The sequence below is a fragment of the Rhizobium sp. RAF36 genome, assembly GCF_052114105.1.
GTDB lineage: Bacteria > Pseudomonadota > Alphaproteobacteria > Rhizobiales > Rhizobiaceae > Rhizobium.
On sequence record NZ_JBFREC010000003.1, the window covers coordinates 93,995 to 112,240 of the forward strand.

The window sequence follows — 18,246 nt, forward strand, 5'->3', positions numbered from 1 at the left end:
GCTAGTCCGCTTCCGGCCAGCTGCGTCCGCCACTGGAACATTTGAGATACTTGGCTTCGGCCAACAACGGGATCGTCGGTTCGAACCCCATTAAGAGCTTTTGAGATAGTCACGAAAACCCGCGAATGTTTCGCGCTCTGATCCGGTGATCTACTTGCCATCTCCGACAGCGCGATCCAGGACAAAACTCATGGTCTCGCTGATCTTGCCAAGGGTTCCGTCTTTGCGAAAGCGCCTGCCAGAGACAACAAATGTGACGCGTTTCTCAGTGGAGTAGAGCGAAATCGATTCTGCCGAAATGCGCATGAGCGCCCCGTTCTGCTGTGACGCAACGATGTCACCGGGTCTGACGCCGAGAACGGCTTGCGCCAGATGTGATCGCTCGGCCTCAATTTCTTGCTCCCAGCGCTCCAGATCCGTTTCAATGTGGGCAAATGCTTCACGGGCCGCCTGAAACGGGCGATCATCTCCAAACCAGATCCGATCGGCCATGGCCAGGATCTCGTTTGGAACCGACCTGTCCAAGGCATAAGCTGCGTTGGTGATCATCTCGTAGATCCGCTCGGCCTCATCAAGCGCCTGCAAACGAGACAGATAGGGTTTGACTTTCGCTTCGGAGATGCCGGGAGGCAGGACCTTGTCCTCTTCTCCATCCAGAAAATCGATCGGCATCACGTCACGCAATTTGATCTTGGTTGTCGAGTGTCGTTCCGGTGGGTTATCCTCGCGCCACGATCGACGATACCATTCTATCCAGGTAGCGTCTGACGAAATGCATAGGTAGCTATTCAGAATGAAATCTGATTCCGGCTGATAGAGATGGGTGCTCGACCATGCATGGTCTGCAGCCGACAGCGGTTGCACCACGTGGCTAAGATTTTGATTCCGTGCGATCCCCGCAAGCGTTGCTATCCTGGTCTGAAGTTCTTTTGTCCACCTGACGAATACAATCGGACCTGCGGCCGAGAACGAATGGCGCTTGCCTTCTGTCTCGAAGGCCAGCAATTGCGGACGGGCAAGCGGCATCAATCGCTCGACGAGCTTTCCGATCCTTGCCCTGACCGACGTCCCCCATTTGACGGCAACGCGACCACTCTCTGTCGGAGATGCCGAGTTCGTTGGCGATCTCGCTGGTTGGGCGCTCCCATACCAATGCGAAGAGCTCTTCTCTCGACAGGTCGCGCTTTGCCATTGAAGATCCTCAACACGTTTTTACTGTCTATTCCTAGGCAGCCTCCCAAACCTGGTTCAGAATGCGTGCCGCAAGGGCGGCCTTGTCCTGTGGCAGGAACCGGCCATAATGCTGCTGGATCATATCCGGCGTATCCTGGATGGCGTAACTCGCCTGTTCATACGAACCCGTCAGCTTGAGGATATGGGTCGCAAGGATGTCCCGCACGTTGTGTGGCCCGTGCGGAAGAAGACCCTTGATGGCTCCCCGGCCGGTATATGGGTTATAGATCCCGTATCGTTGGATGATAAGTCGCCAAGCCTCGTAGAACGTCGTCTGATTGTATTCAGCGTCCGTACTGGATTGTTTCACGGTCTTCACGAAAAAGGTCCCTGGATCCTTGGCATCCCTTAGCAGGATACCCCTGTGTCGGTCGATGTAAGCCCCGATATGATGATAGAGATCAAGGAGATTCGGCAGGATTAGCCGGAACGGCTTGGAACCGAAGAATGACGAGTTCGAATTCTTGAACGCGACAGAGGGGATCAGGACTTCCCAGCCAGCTTCGCGGTCGTTCCATCGGATTTCACCCCGTTTCATTTCCTCGAGCCTGCGCTCCGATGTCGGGAAGTGGCCGCGCGGGCAAAAGAGAAGCTGCCGTAGGTTCTTCTGTCGTAGTCCCAGATGCAATCCCAACCGCAGCATCAGGAACGACCGGACTGATTCCGCCGCAGAGCGTGGATACCGATCCTTGTCCGGCATCCGAAGCAGGATCTCGTCGGTTATCTTGCGATATTCCGCGAGCGGGCTGGGTGCCTCGAGGACACACATGACCGGTTCGAAGGGATCGCGATGAACCCGCATAACGCGTTGGATTTCCTTGATACGGTTCCGCGCATGGATATGAAATGCATCGAGGCTCGCATGCCAGTCTCGTTTGGCGGCTTCGATTTCGCTAGCGCTTACCAGGCCAGTCACAGGAACCACCCGTTCGACAAGCTCCGGATGCTGGCGGAGCCAGCCCGTCTCCTCCCGCGTCAAAGAGAGCGCGATGCTGAGCATGTCGGCTTCCCAGGCAGTGTAAAAACCCCGCCGCCGCTCTCGCCACTGCAGGTACCAGTCCCAGATTCCCGGGAAAATCAGCAGGCCGAATGTCAGCGCTCCAAGCGGTATGCCGCGGCCAGCAACCTCGCCACTTGGGGATGCCGCAAGCGCGCCGAACATGAGACCCAGATGCTCGAGTTTCTGGGCGGCGGTTTCCTCACCCCACACGCCATTTCGTTGAAACCCGATCGCCGTCAACGTGGTCGTCTTGAATGTGATGAGGTTGGCCATTTCCATGGAAAGCCGGGGAGGCGCGTCAATGACGCCGGACAGCAGATCTGGGTCGTCGATGTCGGCGGATGGATCGAAGGCAGGCGTGTTCGCTCGGCCGAGGCTGGGCATGACGCGTCCCCCGTAAGTCATTGCGGGGAACCGGATGGCATAGCGCTGTTTCGAAGCTGCGGCCTGGAAACGTCGATAGTCGGTGGCTCCGGTAATGATGACCCGCCGCACCCACTCGAGGATCTCGTCCCGCTTTGCAAAGGGAAGTTTGTTGAAATCGTCCGGCAGGTGCCAGGCCAGACGTCGCCGTTCTGCCGGAGAGACATCCTCGCCAAGGTCGTGGCCGGATACCGACCGTGATTGATGCGGAAGCTTGGCTTTGAAATAGCCTTGGGGAAGTTGATATCGATACTCGATCCGGCCAAGCACGTCCATGCTCTCGACACTGCGGGGAACCTTGGTGCCTTTCAGCCAGCTCAACATGGTGGTGTCGTCGAAAATGTCGCCAGGGCGCTTGATGGCACGGTGGAGGTAATAATAACTTTCGCCGAACCGGCGCATCTGCAATTCCAGGGAAGCCTGAAACGACTTGGGATCGTCATATCGATCGAAAAGCGCAGTCGGGAAATCTTCATGGGTTTCAGACGGGTTTTCGTCAGCTTTCAGTTGTCTCCGTCGCGCGCTTGACTTTGTCTGGTTCTTCGAGCGCCCTGGCCGCTGCGCACTCACTTTGCGCGGGCGCGAGGGCAGGCTCTCCGCGGAGAATGGCTCGTTGTTGACGAGCCATCGAACGATCGCCTCGAAACCATTCTGAGCAATCCGTTTCAGCTTTGCATTCAACTCGGATTTCAGACCACAGGCGAATACGATCTCCGACCAGTCGGTTCTCCCGATCCTGGTTGGCGGTCTCTCCCGATGACGGATCAGGTCGATCATGTACCCGGTAAGTCGTTCAAGGTCGTCGGAGGAGAGGAGGGGGCTGAGGCGGACTTCGGCGAAGCTTCGTATCTTCCGCTCGAAACCCTCCGTTGCGGCATTTCCGGACATTCAAATCTCATTATATGCTTGATAATATTAGATAGTGTGTTCAAACCCGCTTCGGGAAGATACAGCCATCGAGCCTGACAATCAGAGCACGAAAGCGCTTGTTTGTTTTGGCTGAAGCCGGCGCACGGCAGGGTAATGCCCGACGCGATGACCGACACCTCGCGGGGCGGCAAGTTCTAGCGAGCTTCGGCCTGCTCGATTGCCAGCGGGAGAGCCCCGGCAATCGAGATTTCTAATTTTAGCCGATCGTCATCAGGCTGGCATTGCCGCCTGCTGCCGCCGTGTTGATCGAGGTCGAAACTTCCTCGACAAGCCAGTTGAGGCAATAGGCTTCGATATCGCTTTCGATTTCCGCCGTGCTTGCCGACTGCACCAGCACCAGCGGGCCGTCGAGCGCGGCGATCGCCTTGTTGACCTTCATCACCCGCTCCGCGTCGCCTTCGACGAGGGCTGATGCGAATGGGCCGTCCTTGTTCCAGTCCGTTGTCCACTTGATGCGATGCGCAACGCTTGCCGGAAGGTTGCTCAGCGTCGAACGAAGGCCTGAAGCTTCGTCGATGACGAGCTGATTGCCGGTGGCGAGCGCGGCGGCGACCTGACGATAAAGCCCGCGTTCACTAACCGGGGCCAGAAGAACGCGGCCGCGGGGGTGGAGGGCATAGAGGTTGCGCTCACCGACCGGGCCGACGAGTTCCTTCTGCAATCCGACTGCCGACAAGCTGCCGAGCTCACGGGCGGCTTCCGCATCGTCGGCTCTATCCTTGCCCGAGAGCCAGACTGCGAAGTCGGCAAGCGCCGGATCGATATGCACGGAGCTGTGCTGCGGCGGGACCGGTGCCTTCTGGACAAGGCGGCCGATATAAAGCGGACCGCCAGCCTTTGGACCCGTACCTGAAAGACCGCGTCCGCCGAAAGGCTGCACGCCGACGACTGCGCCGATGATGTTGCGGTTCACATAGAGATTGCCTGCCTGCACCCGGCTCGTCACATGCGCGATCGTCTCGTCCAGGCGGGTGTGCAAGCCGAAGGTCAGGCCGTAGCCGGACGCGTTGATATCGTCGATCAGACGGTCGAGATCCTCGCGGCGGTAGCGGATGACGTGCAGGACCGGGCCGAAGATTTCCTTTTCGAGATCGGACAGCTTCTTGAGCTCGATGATCGTCGGCGGCACGAAGGTGCCGAGATCGGCGGTCGGCGGAAGCGGCAGTTGTTCTACCCTGCAGCCAAGCGCCTTCATCTTCTCGATATGGGCGTCGATCTCGCCCTTGGCGCCGGCGGAGATGACCGGGCCGACATCGATGCTTAGCTGATCGGTGCGGCCGATCGTCAATTCCTGGAGGGCGCCCTTCAGCATGGTCAGCGTACGATCCGCCACGTCCTGCTGCAGGCAGAGAACGCGGAGTGCGGAGCAACGCTGGCCGGCGCTATCGAAGGCTGAGGCGATCACGTCGCCAACCACCTGTTCGGCAAGTGCCGAGGAATCGACGATCATGCCGTTCTGGCCGCCGGTCTCGGCGATCAGCGGGATGGGCTTGCCGGACGTGGAAAGCCGGTTGGCGAGCTGCGCCTGGATCATCCGTGCGACGCCGGTCGAGCCGGTGAACATGACGCCGGCCGTTTCCGGCGCGTCGATGAGGGCTGCGCCCAGACGCCCGCTGCCGGGGGTAAACTGGAGTGCGCCGCGCGGGACGCCTGCTTCGTGCAGGATTTTGACGCTCTCGAACGCGATGATCGGCGTCACGCCAGCGGGCTTTGCCATGACGGAATTGCCGGCGACCAGCGCCGCTGCGACCTGTCCGGTGAAGATTGCCAGCGGGAAGTTCCACGGGCTGATGCAGACGATCGGACCAAGAGGAGCATGTGAGGGACCGAGCGTACGGCGGGCCTGCTCGGCATAATAGCGCAGGAAGTCGATCGCTTCACGGACTTCGCCGATCGCATTCGCGGCAGATTTGCCGGCCTCGCGCATGATGATGCCCATCAGGGGCTCGATGCGAGACTGCATGATCTCGGCAGCACTGTCGAGGCATGCGGCACGGTCAGCCGGCGACACCTGCGACCATTCCTGCGCGCCCTTTTCGGCAAGCTTGGCAATTCTGGCCGCGGCTTCGATCTCGACTTCGGTGACCTGGCCGACGACGTCGCCATGGTCGGCGGGATTGAGGATCGGCTGGGTCGTGCCTTCGGTCGAGCCGTCGGCGAGAAGCGGTGTCGCGTGCCAGGATGTTTTGGTCGTGTCGACGAGATTGCCGGCAAGCCGAGCCAACTCGGTCTCGTTCGCCAGATCGATACCGGAGGAGTTCTGCCGCTCGGCGCCGTAGAGGTTTGCCGGAAGAGAGATCAGATCGTGCGGCTTTCCAACCGGAGTGTTGGCTTCGACGAGATCGACCGGATCGGCAGTCAGCTCATCGACTGAAATCTTCGGATCGGAGATGCGGTTGACGAAGGAGGAGTTGGCGCCGTTCTCAAGCAGGCGGCGCACGAGATAGGCGAGCAGCGTTTCATGCGTGCCGACCGGCGCATAGATGCGGCAGGGCCGGTCTAGGTTCTGCTTGCCGACGACTTCGTCATAGAGCGGCTCGCCCATGCCGTGAAGGCATTGGAACTCGTACTTGCCGACCTTAAAATCCGGACCTGCCAGCTGATAGATCGTCGCAAGCGTCTGGGCATTATGCGTCGCGAACTGCGGGAAGATGGCATCTGTTGCGGCCAGCAGCTTGCGGGCGCAGGCGACATAGGCGACGTCCGTATGGATCTTGCGCGTATAGACCGGGAAGTCCGGCAGGCCATCGAGCTGGGCGCGCTTGATTTCGGCGTCCCAATAGGCGCCTTTGACGAGGCGCACCATCATGCGGCGGCCGGAGCGGCGGGCGAGGTCGATAATGTAGTCGAGCACGAACGGGCAGCGCTTGCCATAGGCCTGCACGACGAAACCGAGACCGTTCCAGCCGTTCAGTTCCGTGTCCAGGCTGAGTTCCTCGAGGAGATCGAGCGACAGCTCGAGGCGATCGGCTTCCTCGGCATCGATGTTGAGACCGATATCGTATTTACGGGCAAGCAGGGCGAGCGAGCGGACGCGCGGCAGCAGCTCGTCCATAACGCGCTTGGACTGGGCGCGGACATAACGGGGGTGGAGGGCGGACAGCTTGATCGAGATGCCGGGACCTTCATAAACGCCACGGCCGGCCGATGCCTTGCCGATCGCATGGATGGCGTTCTCGTAGTCGCGGTAGTAGCGCTCGGCATCCTTGGCTGTCGTCGCCGCTTCACCCAGCATGTCGTAGGAATAGCCAAAGCCGCGTGCTTCCAGCGGACGCGCCCGCTTCAGCGCTTCATCGATCGTCTCGCCGGTGACGAATTGCTCGCCCATCATGCGCATCGCCATATCGACGCCGCGACGGATCACCGGTTCGCCGCAGCGGGCGATCAGGCGCGTCAGCGCTGCGGCAAGGCTGCGGTCGTTGACGGTGGAAGTCAGCTTGCCGGTGACGACCAGGCCCCAGGTCGCGGCGTTGACGAACAGCGAACGTCCGCCGCCGACATGGGACTTCCAGTCGCCCTCGGAAATCTTGTCGCGGATCAGCGCATCACGCGTCGCAGTATCGGGAATGCGCAGGAGCGCTTCGGCCAGGCACATGAGGGCGACACCCTCCTGGCTCGACAGCGAATATTCCTGCACCAGACCTTCGACGCCGGTGCCCTTGTGCTTGGCGCGCAGTGCCTCGATCAGCTTCTTCGCCGTGCCACGGATCGTCGCCTTCAGATCGGCGGGAACCCTGGCGGCTTCGACGAGCGGTGGCAGGCATTCCGTTTCCGGCCGGCGATAGGCGGCCGTGATCGCCTTGCGGAGAACCGATTGCTCACGGATCGGCGGCGCGAACTGTGAGAATGGGGAAGTGAGGGCTTGGGGCGAGTTGTCGGCCACGACGTTCAGCATTTCGGGCAATCCTGGTTATGATATTGGTTCAACCCGGCTCATCTCTCCGGGAGGTGCTCCGGGGCAAGCAGGTGATCGAACTTGTCCGTCTTCCTGTTCTGAAGTGGCTTTCTCGATCTGACGCTGACAGCAGCGCGCACCGCAGACGGACCGATAGGGCCGTACTTCTCCACCAGATTAACCTCTTCTTCGCTTACCCGCGCATCGGCGCGCTTGGGCTCACTCGCCATGATCTGTTCTCCAACTCGGCACACGAATGCTATCATGAGCTTGCACGGCAAGCTGGCTTGTTTTTGCAGTAAGACGGGGCTAAACGCCTTTTATAGCGGGCGACGAAAGATCGAAATGGCTACAGATATCAATCTTCTTAGTGAACTCGACCAATTTGATCGAAAAATCCTTGAGGTCCTCATTGAAGACGGGCGAATTTCTATCACTGAACTCGCTGCGCGCGTCGGTCTGTCGAAAACCCCTTGTCAGATCCGCTTTCGCCGTCTCATTGCCGACGGCTATATCGAGGGTTTCCGCGCCATCCTCAATCCTACCAAGATGCAGCTGGATCACGTGGCGTTCGTTGAAGTGAAGCTTTCCGATACGCGCGAAGAGGCTCTCAGGAGCTTCAACGATGCAGTGAAGAAGGTCCGCGAGATCGAGGAGTGCCATATGATCGCCGGCAGGTTCGACTACCTTTTGAAGGTCCGGACACGGGATATCGGTCGCTACCGCCGCGTCCTCGGGGAGAAGATTTCGACGCTTCCACATGTGGCGAATACGTCGACAAACCCGGCGATGGAGACCATCAAAGAAGGGTGGGACCGATTTTCATCGGCGATCTAGCCCAAACATACGGCAAGGCTATTCTAGCGCGCGGCGCCCTCACATCGTCTCATATGGCAATGCCGCCAGCGCTTTGAGCAGGGCTGAACGGAACTCTTCAACCAATCGCGGCGTGGGGTTCCCGCTCGGAAAGACCATTCCAAAATGATAGGGGATCGCGGGGAGAAATGGCCGGAGACAAAGATCTCTGGTCGAATAGTAATTCGCCGTGAAGGGATCGATGATACCAACGCCGAGACCGCGGCTGACCAGATCGCACACACTCAAAGCGAGACTGCTTTCGATGCGTCGGCCGCACTGAACATGATGAGCATCGAGTGTTGCATCCGTCTGGATTCTCAGAAGGCTGGGCGGCCCGAGACAGATAAGGGACTCGCCGTTTAGGTCCGTAGCTTCGATCGTTTCCTTCTCAGCAAGCCGATGTTCCTTCGCAAGAATGCACACCGCACGAAACGCCGGAAGGGGCTCGACCATCAGGCCTGGATAGTCGCCTGTGAGGATCGAGAGCCCCATGTCATAGTGTTCCAGTGCGACAAGTTCCAAGACGGTCTGCGAAGGAACAGTGTCCAAAAAGATCGAGACGTCGGGTCGATCTGCAAGGAACGACTGGATCACTCCCGAGATGAAGCTCAGCGCCGGCGCCGTGTAGCAAGCAACGCGAAGGGAACCCATGTGAGACTTCCGCAGCTCAGTCGCGACCCTGTCAATATGCTCGATACCGGTGAAGTGCCTTGAGACCTCTTTGAACAGTATCCCGGCTTCACGCGTCGGCCGAAGGCGGTTGCCTGAACGCTCGAACAGCTGAAGTCCTGTCTCATCCTCGAGATCGCGGATCAAACGACTTATCGCTGGCTGGGTGATCCGAACAAGATCAGCTGCCGAGGTCATTCCGCCCGTCAGCATTACAGCGCGAAAAGCCTCCAATTGCCGCGACTGGATCATCTATCCTCCATAACATTTGATCATGGGCGCATGCTTATTACTACCCTTGTCGTATGGAAGGCAAGGTTTTAGTAACTTAGAGAAATTGATTGCCAGTTTGGAAGAATACCTCGGCGATTGACATAGCAGCACATGCGAATGGGTCGATCTCACTCATCATGCGCTCGTCAATTCGCGGCTGATCCTTTTTCAGCCGCCCATCGAGCTGCGACCCAAGCGGGCTTAAACAAAAATACGAGGGAACGTAGATGACTGACGTGCAACCAACATTGGTGGCAGAAGATATCCATAAGAGCTTCGGACATCTCGAAGTTCTAAAGGGGATAACACTCAAGGCCAACAAGGGCGACGTCGTTTCAATTATCGGCAGTTCGGGGTCCGGTAAGAGCACGTTTTTGCGCTGCATGAACTTTCTCGAAATACCGAGCAAGGGCCGCATTTCTGTCGGCAATGATGAGGTGCAGGTCAAAACGGATGCTGCTGGTCGGCTGGTCGGCGTAGATCGCAAGAAGATCGAGCGGATGAGAATGCAGCTCGGAATGGTGTTCCAGAACTTCAATCTTTGGTCGCATATGACGGTCTTGCAGAACGTCATGGAGGGTCCGCTCCATGTCCTTAAGGAAACGAAGGGCGAAGTTCGCGACCGAGCCATGGATTTCCTGGACAAGGTCGGTATCGCCAACAAGCACGCGGCTTACCCGTCCGAACTTTCCGGCGGGCAGCAACAGCGCGTCAGTATAGCGCGAGCCCTGGCGATGCAGCCAGCGGCGCTTCTCTTCGACGAACCGACATCGGCCCTCGATCCCGAACTGGTCGGTGAAGTTCTCAAGGTCATCAGAAGGCTAGCCGAAGAAGGCAGGACGATGGTCGTCGTCACGCACGAAATGGGTTTCGCAAGAGATGTCTCCACCAAAGTTCTCTTCCTGGAAAAAGGAGAAATCGAAGAGCAGGGCACACCTGACCAAGTGTTCCGCAATCCAACGTCAGCGCGGTGTCGAGAGTTTCTTTCGAGCGTTCTCTGAACCGCAAAGCGTCAGTTTTTCTCAGAATCAATGACAATATCAACAGAGGTGAACATCATGACAATTCTGAAACTCAGCGCAATCGGAGCCATGCTTGCCGGAGCTCTTCTGGCCGCCGCGCCGGTGGTTGCAAAGGACTACAAAAGTATCACCATCGCCACCGAGGGTTCGTACGCGCCCTACAATTTCAAGGATGCAGGCGGCAAGCTCATCGGTTTCGATATCGACCTCGGTAACGATCTCTGCAAGCGAATGAACATCGAGTGCAAGTTCGTCGAGCAGGCATGGGACGGCATCATTCCGTCGCTGAACGCTGGTCGCTACGACGCGATCATGGCCGCGATGGGCATCCAGCCGGCCCGCGAAAAGGTCATTGCCTTTTCTCGCCCGTATCTTTTGACTCCGATGACTTTCGTGACGACCGCGGACAGCCCGTTGCTCAAGATTGCAAACGCCATGGATACCCTTCCTCTCGACGACATGACGCCGGAGAAGCAGGCTGTCCTGAACACCTATAGGAAGCAGTTCGAGGGGATGAAGTTCGGCGTGCAGGCCGGCGCATCGCATGAAACCTTCATGCGGGAAATGATGCCGACTGTGAAGATTTCGACCTATGACACCATCGACAACGTCGTTCTCGATCTGAAGGCCGGACGCATCGACGCAAGTCTCGCTTCGGTGAGCTTCCTAAAGCCGCTCACGGACAAGCCGGAAAACAAGGATCTGAAAATGTTCGGCCCCAAAATGTCTGGCGGACTGTTCGGCAAGGGCGTCGGCGTCGGCATGCGGAAGGAAGATCCGGAGCTGAAGGCGATGTTCGATAAGGCTATCGACGCCGCAGTGGCCGACGGCACGGTAAAGAATCTTTCGCAGAAGTGGTTCGGCTACGACGCCGCACCGCAGAAGTAAGCAGCCCGATCGTTGGAAGTGCCGGAACTCGGTGCCCGGCACTTCCTCTCATCTCCAAAGTTAGAGCCAATCACGATGGATCTTACACTTCTTGCATGGGGCGATGCTGGCTGGGGCGACGAGCTGGTCAGAGGTGCGATTATGACGGTTGTCGTCGCTCTGTGTTCCTATTTTGTCGGGATTGTCTTCGGCTCGATTTTTGCCGCGGCCAAGCTCTCTCGATTCTGGTCGCTTCGTCTTCTTGGTGACATCTACACCACGGTCGTTCGCGGCGTTCCGGAACTTCTGATCATTTTCCTCGTATTCTTTGGCGGCGGCAGCTTGTTGCGCACAATCGCCAACGGGCTTTTTGGATACGATGGCTACATCGAGCCCCCCATTTTCGTTATTGGCGTCATTTGCATTGGCGTTAGTGCCGGAGCCTATGCAACCGAAGTCATCCGTGCCGCCGTTGCTGCCGTCCCGCCTGGTCAAATCGAAGCCGCAAAAGCAGTCGGCATGGGGCCAATTTTACTTTTGCGCCGGGTGCTGATTCCGCAGGCGGCGCGGTTTGCATTGCCGGGACTTGGAAATGTCTGGCAATTTACGCTGAAAGATACGTCCCTCATTTCTGTGGTGGGCCTCGTCGAAATCATGCGAACGGCTGCCATGGGTGCCGGTTCGACGAAAGAACCCTTCACATTCTACATCAGCGCATTCCTGATCTTCCTTCTTCTGTCATCAGCATCAAACCGGGGATTCCTGAAGGCTGAAAGATGGGCAAACCGCGGCGTTAGGGGGCTGTAAAATGGATTTCCAACTCATCCAGGATTCGTTTCCCAAACTCATCGCTGCTATCCCGACGACCCTGACACTGGCATTCGTGTCAATTTTCATCGGTTTCTTCATTTCCGTTCCTGTCGCACTGATGCGGCTATCGAAGAACCGCGCCCTCTCTTTTGTTGCTTACGGCTACGTCTACATCATCAGATCCACGCCGCTGCTCGTGCAGATGTTCCTGATCTACTACGGCTCCGCTCAGTTTCGAGGATTTCTCGGGAGTGTTGGGCTATGGTCGTCGTTCAGAGAGCCGTGGTTCTGTGCGATCCTCGCACTGGCATTGAACACCGGCGCCTATACCAGCGAAATCATTCGTGGCGGGATACAATCGGTATCCGCCGGCCAGATCGAAGCTGCTCGTGCCATTGGTATGTCCCCGTTCCTTCAATTCAGAAGGATCATTTTCCCAATCGCCATCCGACAGGCGCTTCCCGCCTACGGGAACGAGATCATGCTGATCATCAAGTCGACTTCGCTCGCATCGACCATCACGATCGTCGAGGTCACGGGGTTGGCGAAACAGATCATTTCCGCCACATATCGGCCGGTCGAGATATTCATCGTCGCCGGTGCAATATATCTCTCGATCACTTTCGTCGTCAGTCGGATCGTCATGATGATAGAATGGTGGCTGAATCCGCATATGCGATCCCGCGCACTTAAGCCCGTGAAAGCGATCGAGACGCACTAGCGTCTGGCCTACATGAAATTCGAGCAAGCGTGCCGGGATAAATATCGCGGCACGCTACTGCGTTTGTAGCCGGGTCAGGCAGCTCGGGCCAGAAGAATGGAGGTGCGATGTCCAACCAAGTTGAATTGGCCAGTCTGCGCTGCTTTGTCGTCGCTGCGGAAGAACTGCACTTTCATCGCGCGGCCACCAAATTGAATATGGCGCAACCGACGCTCAGCCAGCAGATACGCCGCCTGGAGGACATTATAGGCCTGCGTCTGTTCATTCGATCGACGCGTCGGGTGGAGCTTTCACCCGCCGGCATAGTTTTCTTCAATCATGCGCGCGAGATCTTGCTGAAGGTCGACGAAGCAATCCTCAACACGAAACTCGAAGCAGGGGGACTCAGTCCTGGAGGCGAGGAACTGATCATAGGTGCGATCGGTCCGGCGACAAGCCGGCTTCTTCCGCTCGTGCTCAATCGCTTTCAAGGTCGCTTCCCGAGCACGAGATTGATTATCAAGGAAGCAGATTCCAGAGACCTTCTTCGCGGAATCGAGCGAGGCGACTTTCACGTTGGATTGTTGCGGCCGCCATCTAACAGTAACCTCGTCCGGTTTCGTCATCTTATTGCTGAGCGATTTGTTGCAGTCATCCCCCGGCAATCGAAGCTGGCCACCAAAACCACTCTCAAGCTAACCGACTTCGCCGGCGAGAGCGTGTTTGCCTTGAAGCGTTTTGAGCTCTCCAGCTTCGAAACCGTATGGGAACAGCTTTCAAAGGCTGGACTGCTCACGGAAAGCACAGTTACGGTCTCCGACACGACCACCGCTCTTGCGCTGGTCACCGCTGGTGTCGGAATCACCTTCCTGCCTGAATGGGTCTCCAACTCCGGAGGCGATAGTTTTGTGACTAGGGTCGTCGACGACCTCACGGTGGAAATTGCCATGGCAGTGGGCTGGAACCCGGATTGCCCTGTTCCGGGCATATTGCCGTTCGTCGAATACGCGACACTTGCCGCCCAGCGATTAGCGACTGATCGGGCATAGAACGTCCCACGGTCCTCACCTTCGACGGCCAAATCGAGAAGCAAATCACCCAGTTTAAGTGCCGGCTTCCCTTGAACGGCGAGTGCGTGAGACTTCTGCCGTGGTGGGGAGCCAGTATGGAAAAGGGGGCGTCATGACGACGCCCCCTGGAACTTTGCGTAAAGCGCGCGGCAAATACTAAGCGGCCGAAAGCTTCACGCCCGACAGTCTGGCGGCCTCGTCGTTGATTGTTTCGCGAAGCAAGCTGGGATCGACCGGAACGCCTGTCTTGACCAACCGATGATGGACCCGCTCGACAAGCTGGCTGCGGATCCTTAGCTCGTGGGTGAGAGCCAAGGTTGCAAGTTCGCGGCGAATGGTTTCGTTCCAGGCCAGGTCGTGAAGCTGTCTTTCTTCGCAGAACTGGAAGTCCGCTGTCGGCCGCGAAGGTCGCAGGTTCCGCTGTTGGATTGTTGCGGTCTCGTCAACGCGACCATCGTGGTCAACCACGACTGCGTAGACCTCGGCCGCACGCTCCGCTGACAACATCCCGTTGTCAATCTCGCGCGCAATCGATCCGAGATCGCGTTCCAACGGATTGCCGAAGGCCCCGCCGGTGGAACTTGTGATCCTGAGAACGTCATTTTGACCTAGTTCCAGCACCGAGATCTTTCCGATCGAGCGCTCATCCTCAGCTCCGGGGTTGACGACCGCCTTCCCCAACAGCCCGATTTCGCCGCCCCTAAAGCCCCAGGGCGCGAAGACGAAGCGATTGAGGTTTCGAACTGTGATGACGGCCCGATAAGCCGTGTTCTCCATCTCGACCTCGAGCGCAGCGCCGCTCACATAACGCCCAGCCCGCCGGCTGTCCGGCACGAGTCTGATTGCCCGCATGACAAGTACGGTCTCGATCTCGATCACCTCGACCGGTACGCTCCGCTGCGAGTAGCGAACCTCAGATCCGTCCAAACCGTCGACGCCACGGCGTGCACCACCGCCGCCATCAATCGTGCCGACCACGTTGACCCTGTCGCGTCCCGTGCGAGGGTCCGGCGCAGATACGACGATCACGCCGCTCATGCCGCCGCCTGCGGCAGCAAGTCCTTCGGGAAGAGCCTGATTGAGGCATCCAAGGATGACGTCGTAGGCGCGGGTCGCGGATGCGGCACGCGAGCCACCCGACGCGGGATAGACTGCATTGAGAACCGTACCGCGTGGGGCGTGACTGCGGATCGCCCGAAGAATGCCGGAATTCCGAGGCGTAAGCGGATCGACAGTCAGGATATAGGCATACAGGCATTGAATGATGTAGGGGTGCGTCGTTGCCCCAGTCACCAGATTATAGGCCGCGGCGAGCTGCGGATCGGTCCCCGTGAAATCGACCTCGATCTCTGTATCCTTGACCGTCATCGTGACGCTGAAGAATGCGAGCTGACCCTCGTGAATGCCTTCGAGATAGTCGGAGAAGGAGTATACGCCGTTAGGAATCTTCTTGATCACGGCTCGCGTTTTGGCTTCGGCATAATTGATAACGTCGCGCATCCCTTCCTCGACCGAGTCCCGTCCGTATCGATCGCATAGCTCGTTGAGGCGACGATCCATGCTCTTCAGGCCGGATATCATCGCCTGTATGTCTCCCCAGAGCTCGGTCGGGATGCGGCTATTGTCCTGGAAGATCGACTTGATCGCCTCGTTGAGAACGCCTCCCTCATATAGCTTGACGGGGCGGACACGCAGACCTTCCTGGAAGATCTCTGTAAATGCCGGTGAGATGCTACCCGGAACGGCCCCGCCGATGTCGGAGGCATGAACAAAAGCCCAGCCCACCGCGATCAACTTGCCATCGCGAAAGATCGGATAGAGAAGCGTTACGTCCATTAGATGTGTAACAAGGCCATCAGTCCCAAAGGGATCATTGGTGATGATAATGTCGCCGGGTTTCAGATTTTCCAGGCCGATAACGTCGAGTGTGGGTCGCAGGGGAGACCCTACGAAGACGTTGACACCCGAGAGCATCGGGTACGCGAACGTTTCGCCTTCAGCCGTGGCAATCGCGCACTGATAGTCTTGGACGATCTTGACGAAGGTCGTATGTGCTGTGCGATAGATTGCGGCCGAGGCTTCTTCGACAATTGCGTTGAATCGATTGTTCATGATGGCAGTGCGAACGGCATCCATCGGTTCAGCTCCTTGTCATAAGTATTGCGCCGTAGGCTCCGACACGTGCCACGAATTCAGGCGGAACGACGATTGTCGCGGCGCGTTGCTCAATGACGGCCGGGCCTTGGACAGCTTCGTTTGAGGTGAGTTTTTCTCGGTCATACACGGGCACGGCCGGGATCAGCTGATTGTGGAAACGCATCGATCGAGTGGCCTTGACGCTAGGCCCCGCGTCCGGTGATCCATTACTGGTAGGCTCGGGGATCGACATCGCACCCCGAACACGCAATCGCAGGTCAACGAATTCGACTGGCGCCGTCGTGTCAGCATGACTGTAGATCCGCTCATGCTCTTCATGAAATGCAGCGTACATCGCCGCGAGGTCATGATTTTCGATCGCGCTGTCAGGAAGCCGCACATCGACCTGGAATGATTGGCCTACGTAACGCATCTCAGCCCAGCATTCGAAATTCGTGCTTGCAAGACGCTCGGCTGGGGCCTGTCGCGACAGCCATTCGGCGCCACGGTTGCGCAACCTAGCGAATTTGCCGGCAATCAAAGCGCCGTCGACCGCCTGGCCGTGGACCGTTTCGAGAGCATCATTGCTCAGGTCGGAAACCAGGCCGCCAAGCGCGCAAAAGACAGAGGGGTTCATCGGAACAAGCACACGGTTCACGCCGATTTCCGCTGCCAGCAGCGGGCCTTGGATCGCGCCAGCGCCACCGTAAACGAGAAGGGTAAGATCTTCCGGATCAACCCCCTGTCGCGCCAAGTAGGGCAATACGCCTGCGACCATGTTCGAACTTGCGACGGTCACGCACATTTCCGCCGCGCTGAGCACATCGGTATTCAAGGCCTGAGCTACAGGAGCCAGTGCTCGCTCGGCGGCGCTCTTGTCGAGCTTCATTTCGCCCCCGAGGAGGGCCTCAGGCAGATATCCCGCAATGAGGAACGCGTCGGCGAGCGTGGGTTCGTTACCACCGCGGCTGAAGCAGACCGGGCCGGGATATGAGCCGGCACTGCGCGGGCCAATCCGCAGGACGCCACCGTCCATCGAGATGATCGAGCCTCCGCCGGCCCCGATTGCTTCGATGCCTGTGACAGGCATCACGACCGGGAATTCCCCGACTTCCGCCGCGGTAGACGTAGGAGCCTCGCCATCGCGAACCAGAGAGATGTCAGTGCTTGTCCCACCCATGTCCATCGTGAGAATGTTGGCCTCACCCATCGCCCGCCCGAGGTATTGAACGGCGGTGACGCCCGAGGCAGGGCCGGACAGGAGAGTATGGACGGGAAAGTTCCTGGCTTCGCTTGCCGCCATCGCGCCGCCATTCGAGCGGGTAACAAAGAGCTGGGAGCCCGGAAGCCGTTCGGCCACATAGGTCTCGACAGCACCGATGTACTCGTTCATGCGACGCCGCACGAAAGCATTCAGCACACTTACGATGGCCCGTTCATATTCGCCTATCCTGGGCCAGATTTCGCTGGAAAGGCTGATCTCGGCATCTTCGCCAGTTGCCTTCCGAATTGCCCGCGCAACGGCAGCCTCGTGATCGGGGTTTGCATAGCTGTGGAGCAACGCAACTGCATAGCCAGTAGCGCCGGCCCCAGCCGCCTTGCGTGCCAGAGCTTCGACTTCCGCATTGTCGATCGCGGTTCTGATCTCGCCGCCTCTCAGGATGCGCTCTTTTACTTCGAAGACCATCTCGCGATCGATCAGCGGTTTGGTCCGTGCTTCAAAGATATTGAGCGGGTTTCGGACGCCCACGCGCTGCAGTTCCAGCAGATCGCGATAGCCTTCAGTTACGAAAAAAGCGATCTTTGGACCCTTACGCTCGATCACGGCATTCGTGCTGACGGTGGTACCGTGCATGACGAAAGCGGCCTCGCCTGGATTGGGCGGCAGCTGTTCGAGAAGTTTCTCGAACCCGTTGCGAAAACCGTCTTCAAAGTTCGGCGGCGTCGAAGGAACCTTCAATGTGACGATGTTCTCGTCGCCCTCGCGCCAGCCGCAAAAGTCGGTGAATGTTCCACCGATATCGACGCCGATCCTAAGCATGAAAAACTCCCGCTAGATGGTCTCCGCTATGAGACTCGATGACTAAGCCTGAATTCATTGAACTCTCCCATCTGAACTGTGGGCGATCTGCCCTTGCTCCATTGATAGCTAGAAGCCCGAATTGAGAGAATTCGAGAATCCGCGGCATTGATTGGCAAAATGGATCAATGGAACGCGAAGCGTCGGACGATTGTGATCAATATCCTTCAGACTACCACGAGCTTCCTCCAGCTACGGCGACACCAGAGCTTGCATAACATTTGCACATGGCCGCATGCCGATTACTACCCTTGCGACATGGAAAGCATGAACGTACTTC

13 protein-coding genes are annotated in these 18,246 nt (G+C 58.1%); 6 read left to right on the top strand and 7 right to left on the bottom strand.

Annotated elements, in window-relative coordinates:
- Positions 1 to 150: 150 nt before the first annotated feature.
- The 4 genes from AB4Z25_RS11725 to AB4Z25_RS11740 form a co-directional block, all read right to left on the bottom strand.
- The gene (locus tag AB4Z25_RS11725; protein ID WP_442208034.1) at positions 151 to 1,026 is read right to left on the bottom strand and encodes a hypothetical protein; all 876 of its coding nucleotides are present in this window, start codon (positions 1,024 to 1,026) and stop codon (positions 151 to 153) included.
- A gap of 199 nt (positions 1,027 to 1,225) precedes the next feature.
- Complete coding sequence (locus AB4Z25_RS11730; protein WP_442208036.1) at positions 1,226 to 3,544, bottom strand: hypothetical protein; 2,319 nt, start codon at positions 3,542 to 3,544, stop codon at positions 1,226 to 1,228.
- A gap of 238 nt (positions 3,545 to 3,782) precedes the next feature.
- Positions 3,783 to 7,481 (bottom strand): trifunctional transcriptional regulator/proline dehydrogenase/L-glutamate gamma-semialdehyde dehydrogenase, encoded by a 3,699-nt coding sequence (gene putA / locus AB4Z25_RS11735; RefSeq protein WP_442208037.1) that lies wholly within the window; start codon positions 7,479 to 7,481, stop codon positions 3,783 to 3,785.
- A 38-nt stretch (positions 7,482 to 7,519) separates the two neighbouring features.
- Positions 7,520 to 7,711 (bottom strand): hypothetical protein, encoded by a 192-nt coding sequence (locus AB4Z25_RS11740; protein ID WP_442208038.1) that lies wholly within the window; start codon positions 7,709 to 7,711, stop codon positions 7,520 to 7,522.
- A gap of 115 nt (positions 7,712 to 7,826) precedes the next feature.
- On the opposite strand from AB4Z25_RS11740, the gene AB4Z25_RS11745 reads away from it, so the two are divergent.
- A complete protein-coding gene (locus AB4Z25_RS11745; protein WP_442208330.1) occupies positions 7,827 to 8,318 on the top strand; it encodes an Lrp/AsnC family transcriptional regulator in 492 nt (163 codons plus the stop codon).
- Positions 8,319 to 8,357: 39 nt separating this feature from the next.
- Here AB4Z25_RS11745 and AB4Z25_RS11750 read toward each other — a convergent pair whose 3' ends face one another.
- The gene (locus tag AB4Z25_RS11750) at positions 8,358 to 9,260 is read right to left on the bottom strand and encodes a LysR family transcriptional regulator (RefSeq protein WP_442208039.1); all 903 of its coding nucleotides are present in this window, start codon (positions 9,258 to 9,260) and stop codon (positions 8,358 to 8,360) included.
- 248 nt (positions 9,261 to 9,508) lie between these two features.
- On the opposite strand from AB4Z25_RS11750, the gene AB4Z25_RS11755 reads away from it, so the two are divergent.
- The 5 genes from AB4Z25_RS11755 to AB4Z25_RS11775 all read left to right on the top strand — a co-directional run bounded on the left by AB4Z25_RS11755 (position 9,509) and on the right by AB4Z25_RS11775 (position 13,729).
- Positions 9,509 to 10,282, top strand: a complete 774-nt coding sequence (locus AB4Z25_RS11755; RefSeq protein WP_442208040.1) for an ABC transporter ATP-binding protein — start codon at positions 9,509 to 9,511, stop codon at positions 10,280 to 10,282.
- 57 nt (positions 10,283 to 10,339) lie between these two features.
- Positions 10,340 to 11,191 (top strand): lysine/arginine/ornithine ABC transporter substrate-binding protein, encoded by an 852-nt coding sequence (locus tag AB4Z25_RS11760; protein WP_442208041.1) that lies wholly within the window; start codon positions 10,340 to 10,342, stop codon positions 11,189 to 11,191.
- Positions 11,192 to 11,266: 75 nt separating this feature from the next.
- Positions 11,267 to 11,977 (top strand): ABC transporter permease, encoded by a 711-nt coding sequence (locus AB4Z25_RS11765; protein ID WP_442208042.1) that lies wholly within the window; start codon positions 11,267 to 11,269, stop codon positions 11,975 to 11,977.
- 1 nt (position 11,978) lies between these two features.
- Positions 11,979 to 12,701, top strand: coding sequence for an ABC transporter permease (locus AB4Z25_RS11770; RefSeq protein ID WP_442208043.1), 723 nt, complete (start codon positions 11,979 to 11,981; stop codon positions 12,699 to 12,701).
- 107 nt (positions 12,702 to 12,808) lie between these two features.
- Positions 12,809 to 13,729 (top strand): LysR family transcriptional regulator, encoded by a 921-nt coding sequence (locus AB4Z25_RS11775; protein WP_442208044.1) that lies wholly within the window; start codon positions 12,809 to 12,811, stop codon positions 13,727 to 13,729.
- Between the two features lie 177 nt (positions 13,730 to 13,906).
- Here the strand turns inward: AB4Z25_RS11775 and AB4Z25_RS11780 are convergent, their stop codons facing one another.
- Positions 13,907 to 15,886, bottom strand: a complete 1,980-nt coding sequence (locus AB4Z25_RS11780) for a hydantoinase B/oxoprolinase family protein (protein ID WP_442208045.1) — start codon at positions 15,884 to 15,886, stop codon at positions 13,907 to 13,909.
- Between the two features lie 4 nt (positions 15,887 to 15,890).
- Positions 15,891 to 17,927 carry a hydantoinase/oxoprolinase family protein gene (locus AB4Z25_RS11785; RefSeq protein ID WP_442208046.1) on the bottom strand — a complete coding sequence of 679 codons (2,037 nt, stop codon included), beginning with the start codon at positions 17,925 to 17,927 and terminating at the stop codon, positions 15,891 to 15,893.
- Between the last annotated feature and the right edge of the window lie 319 nt (positions 17,928 to 18,246).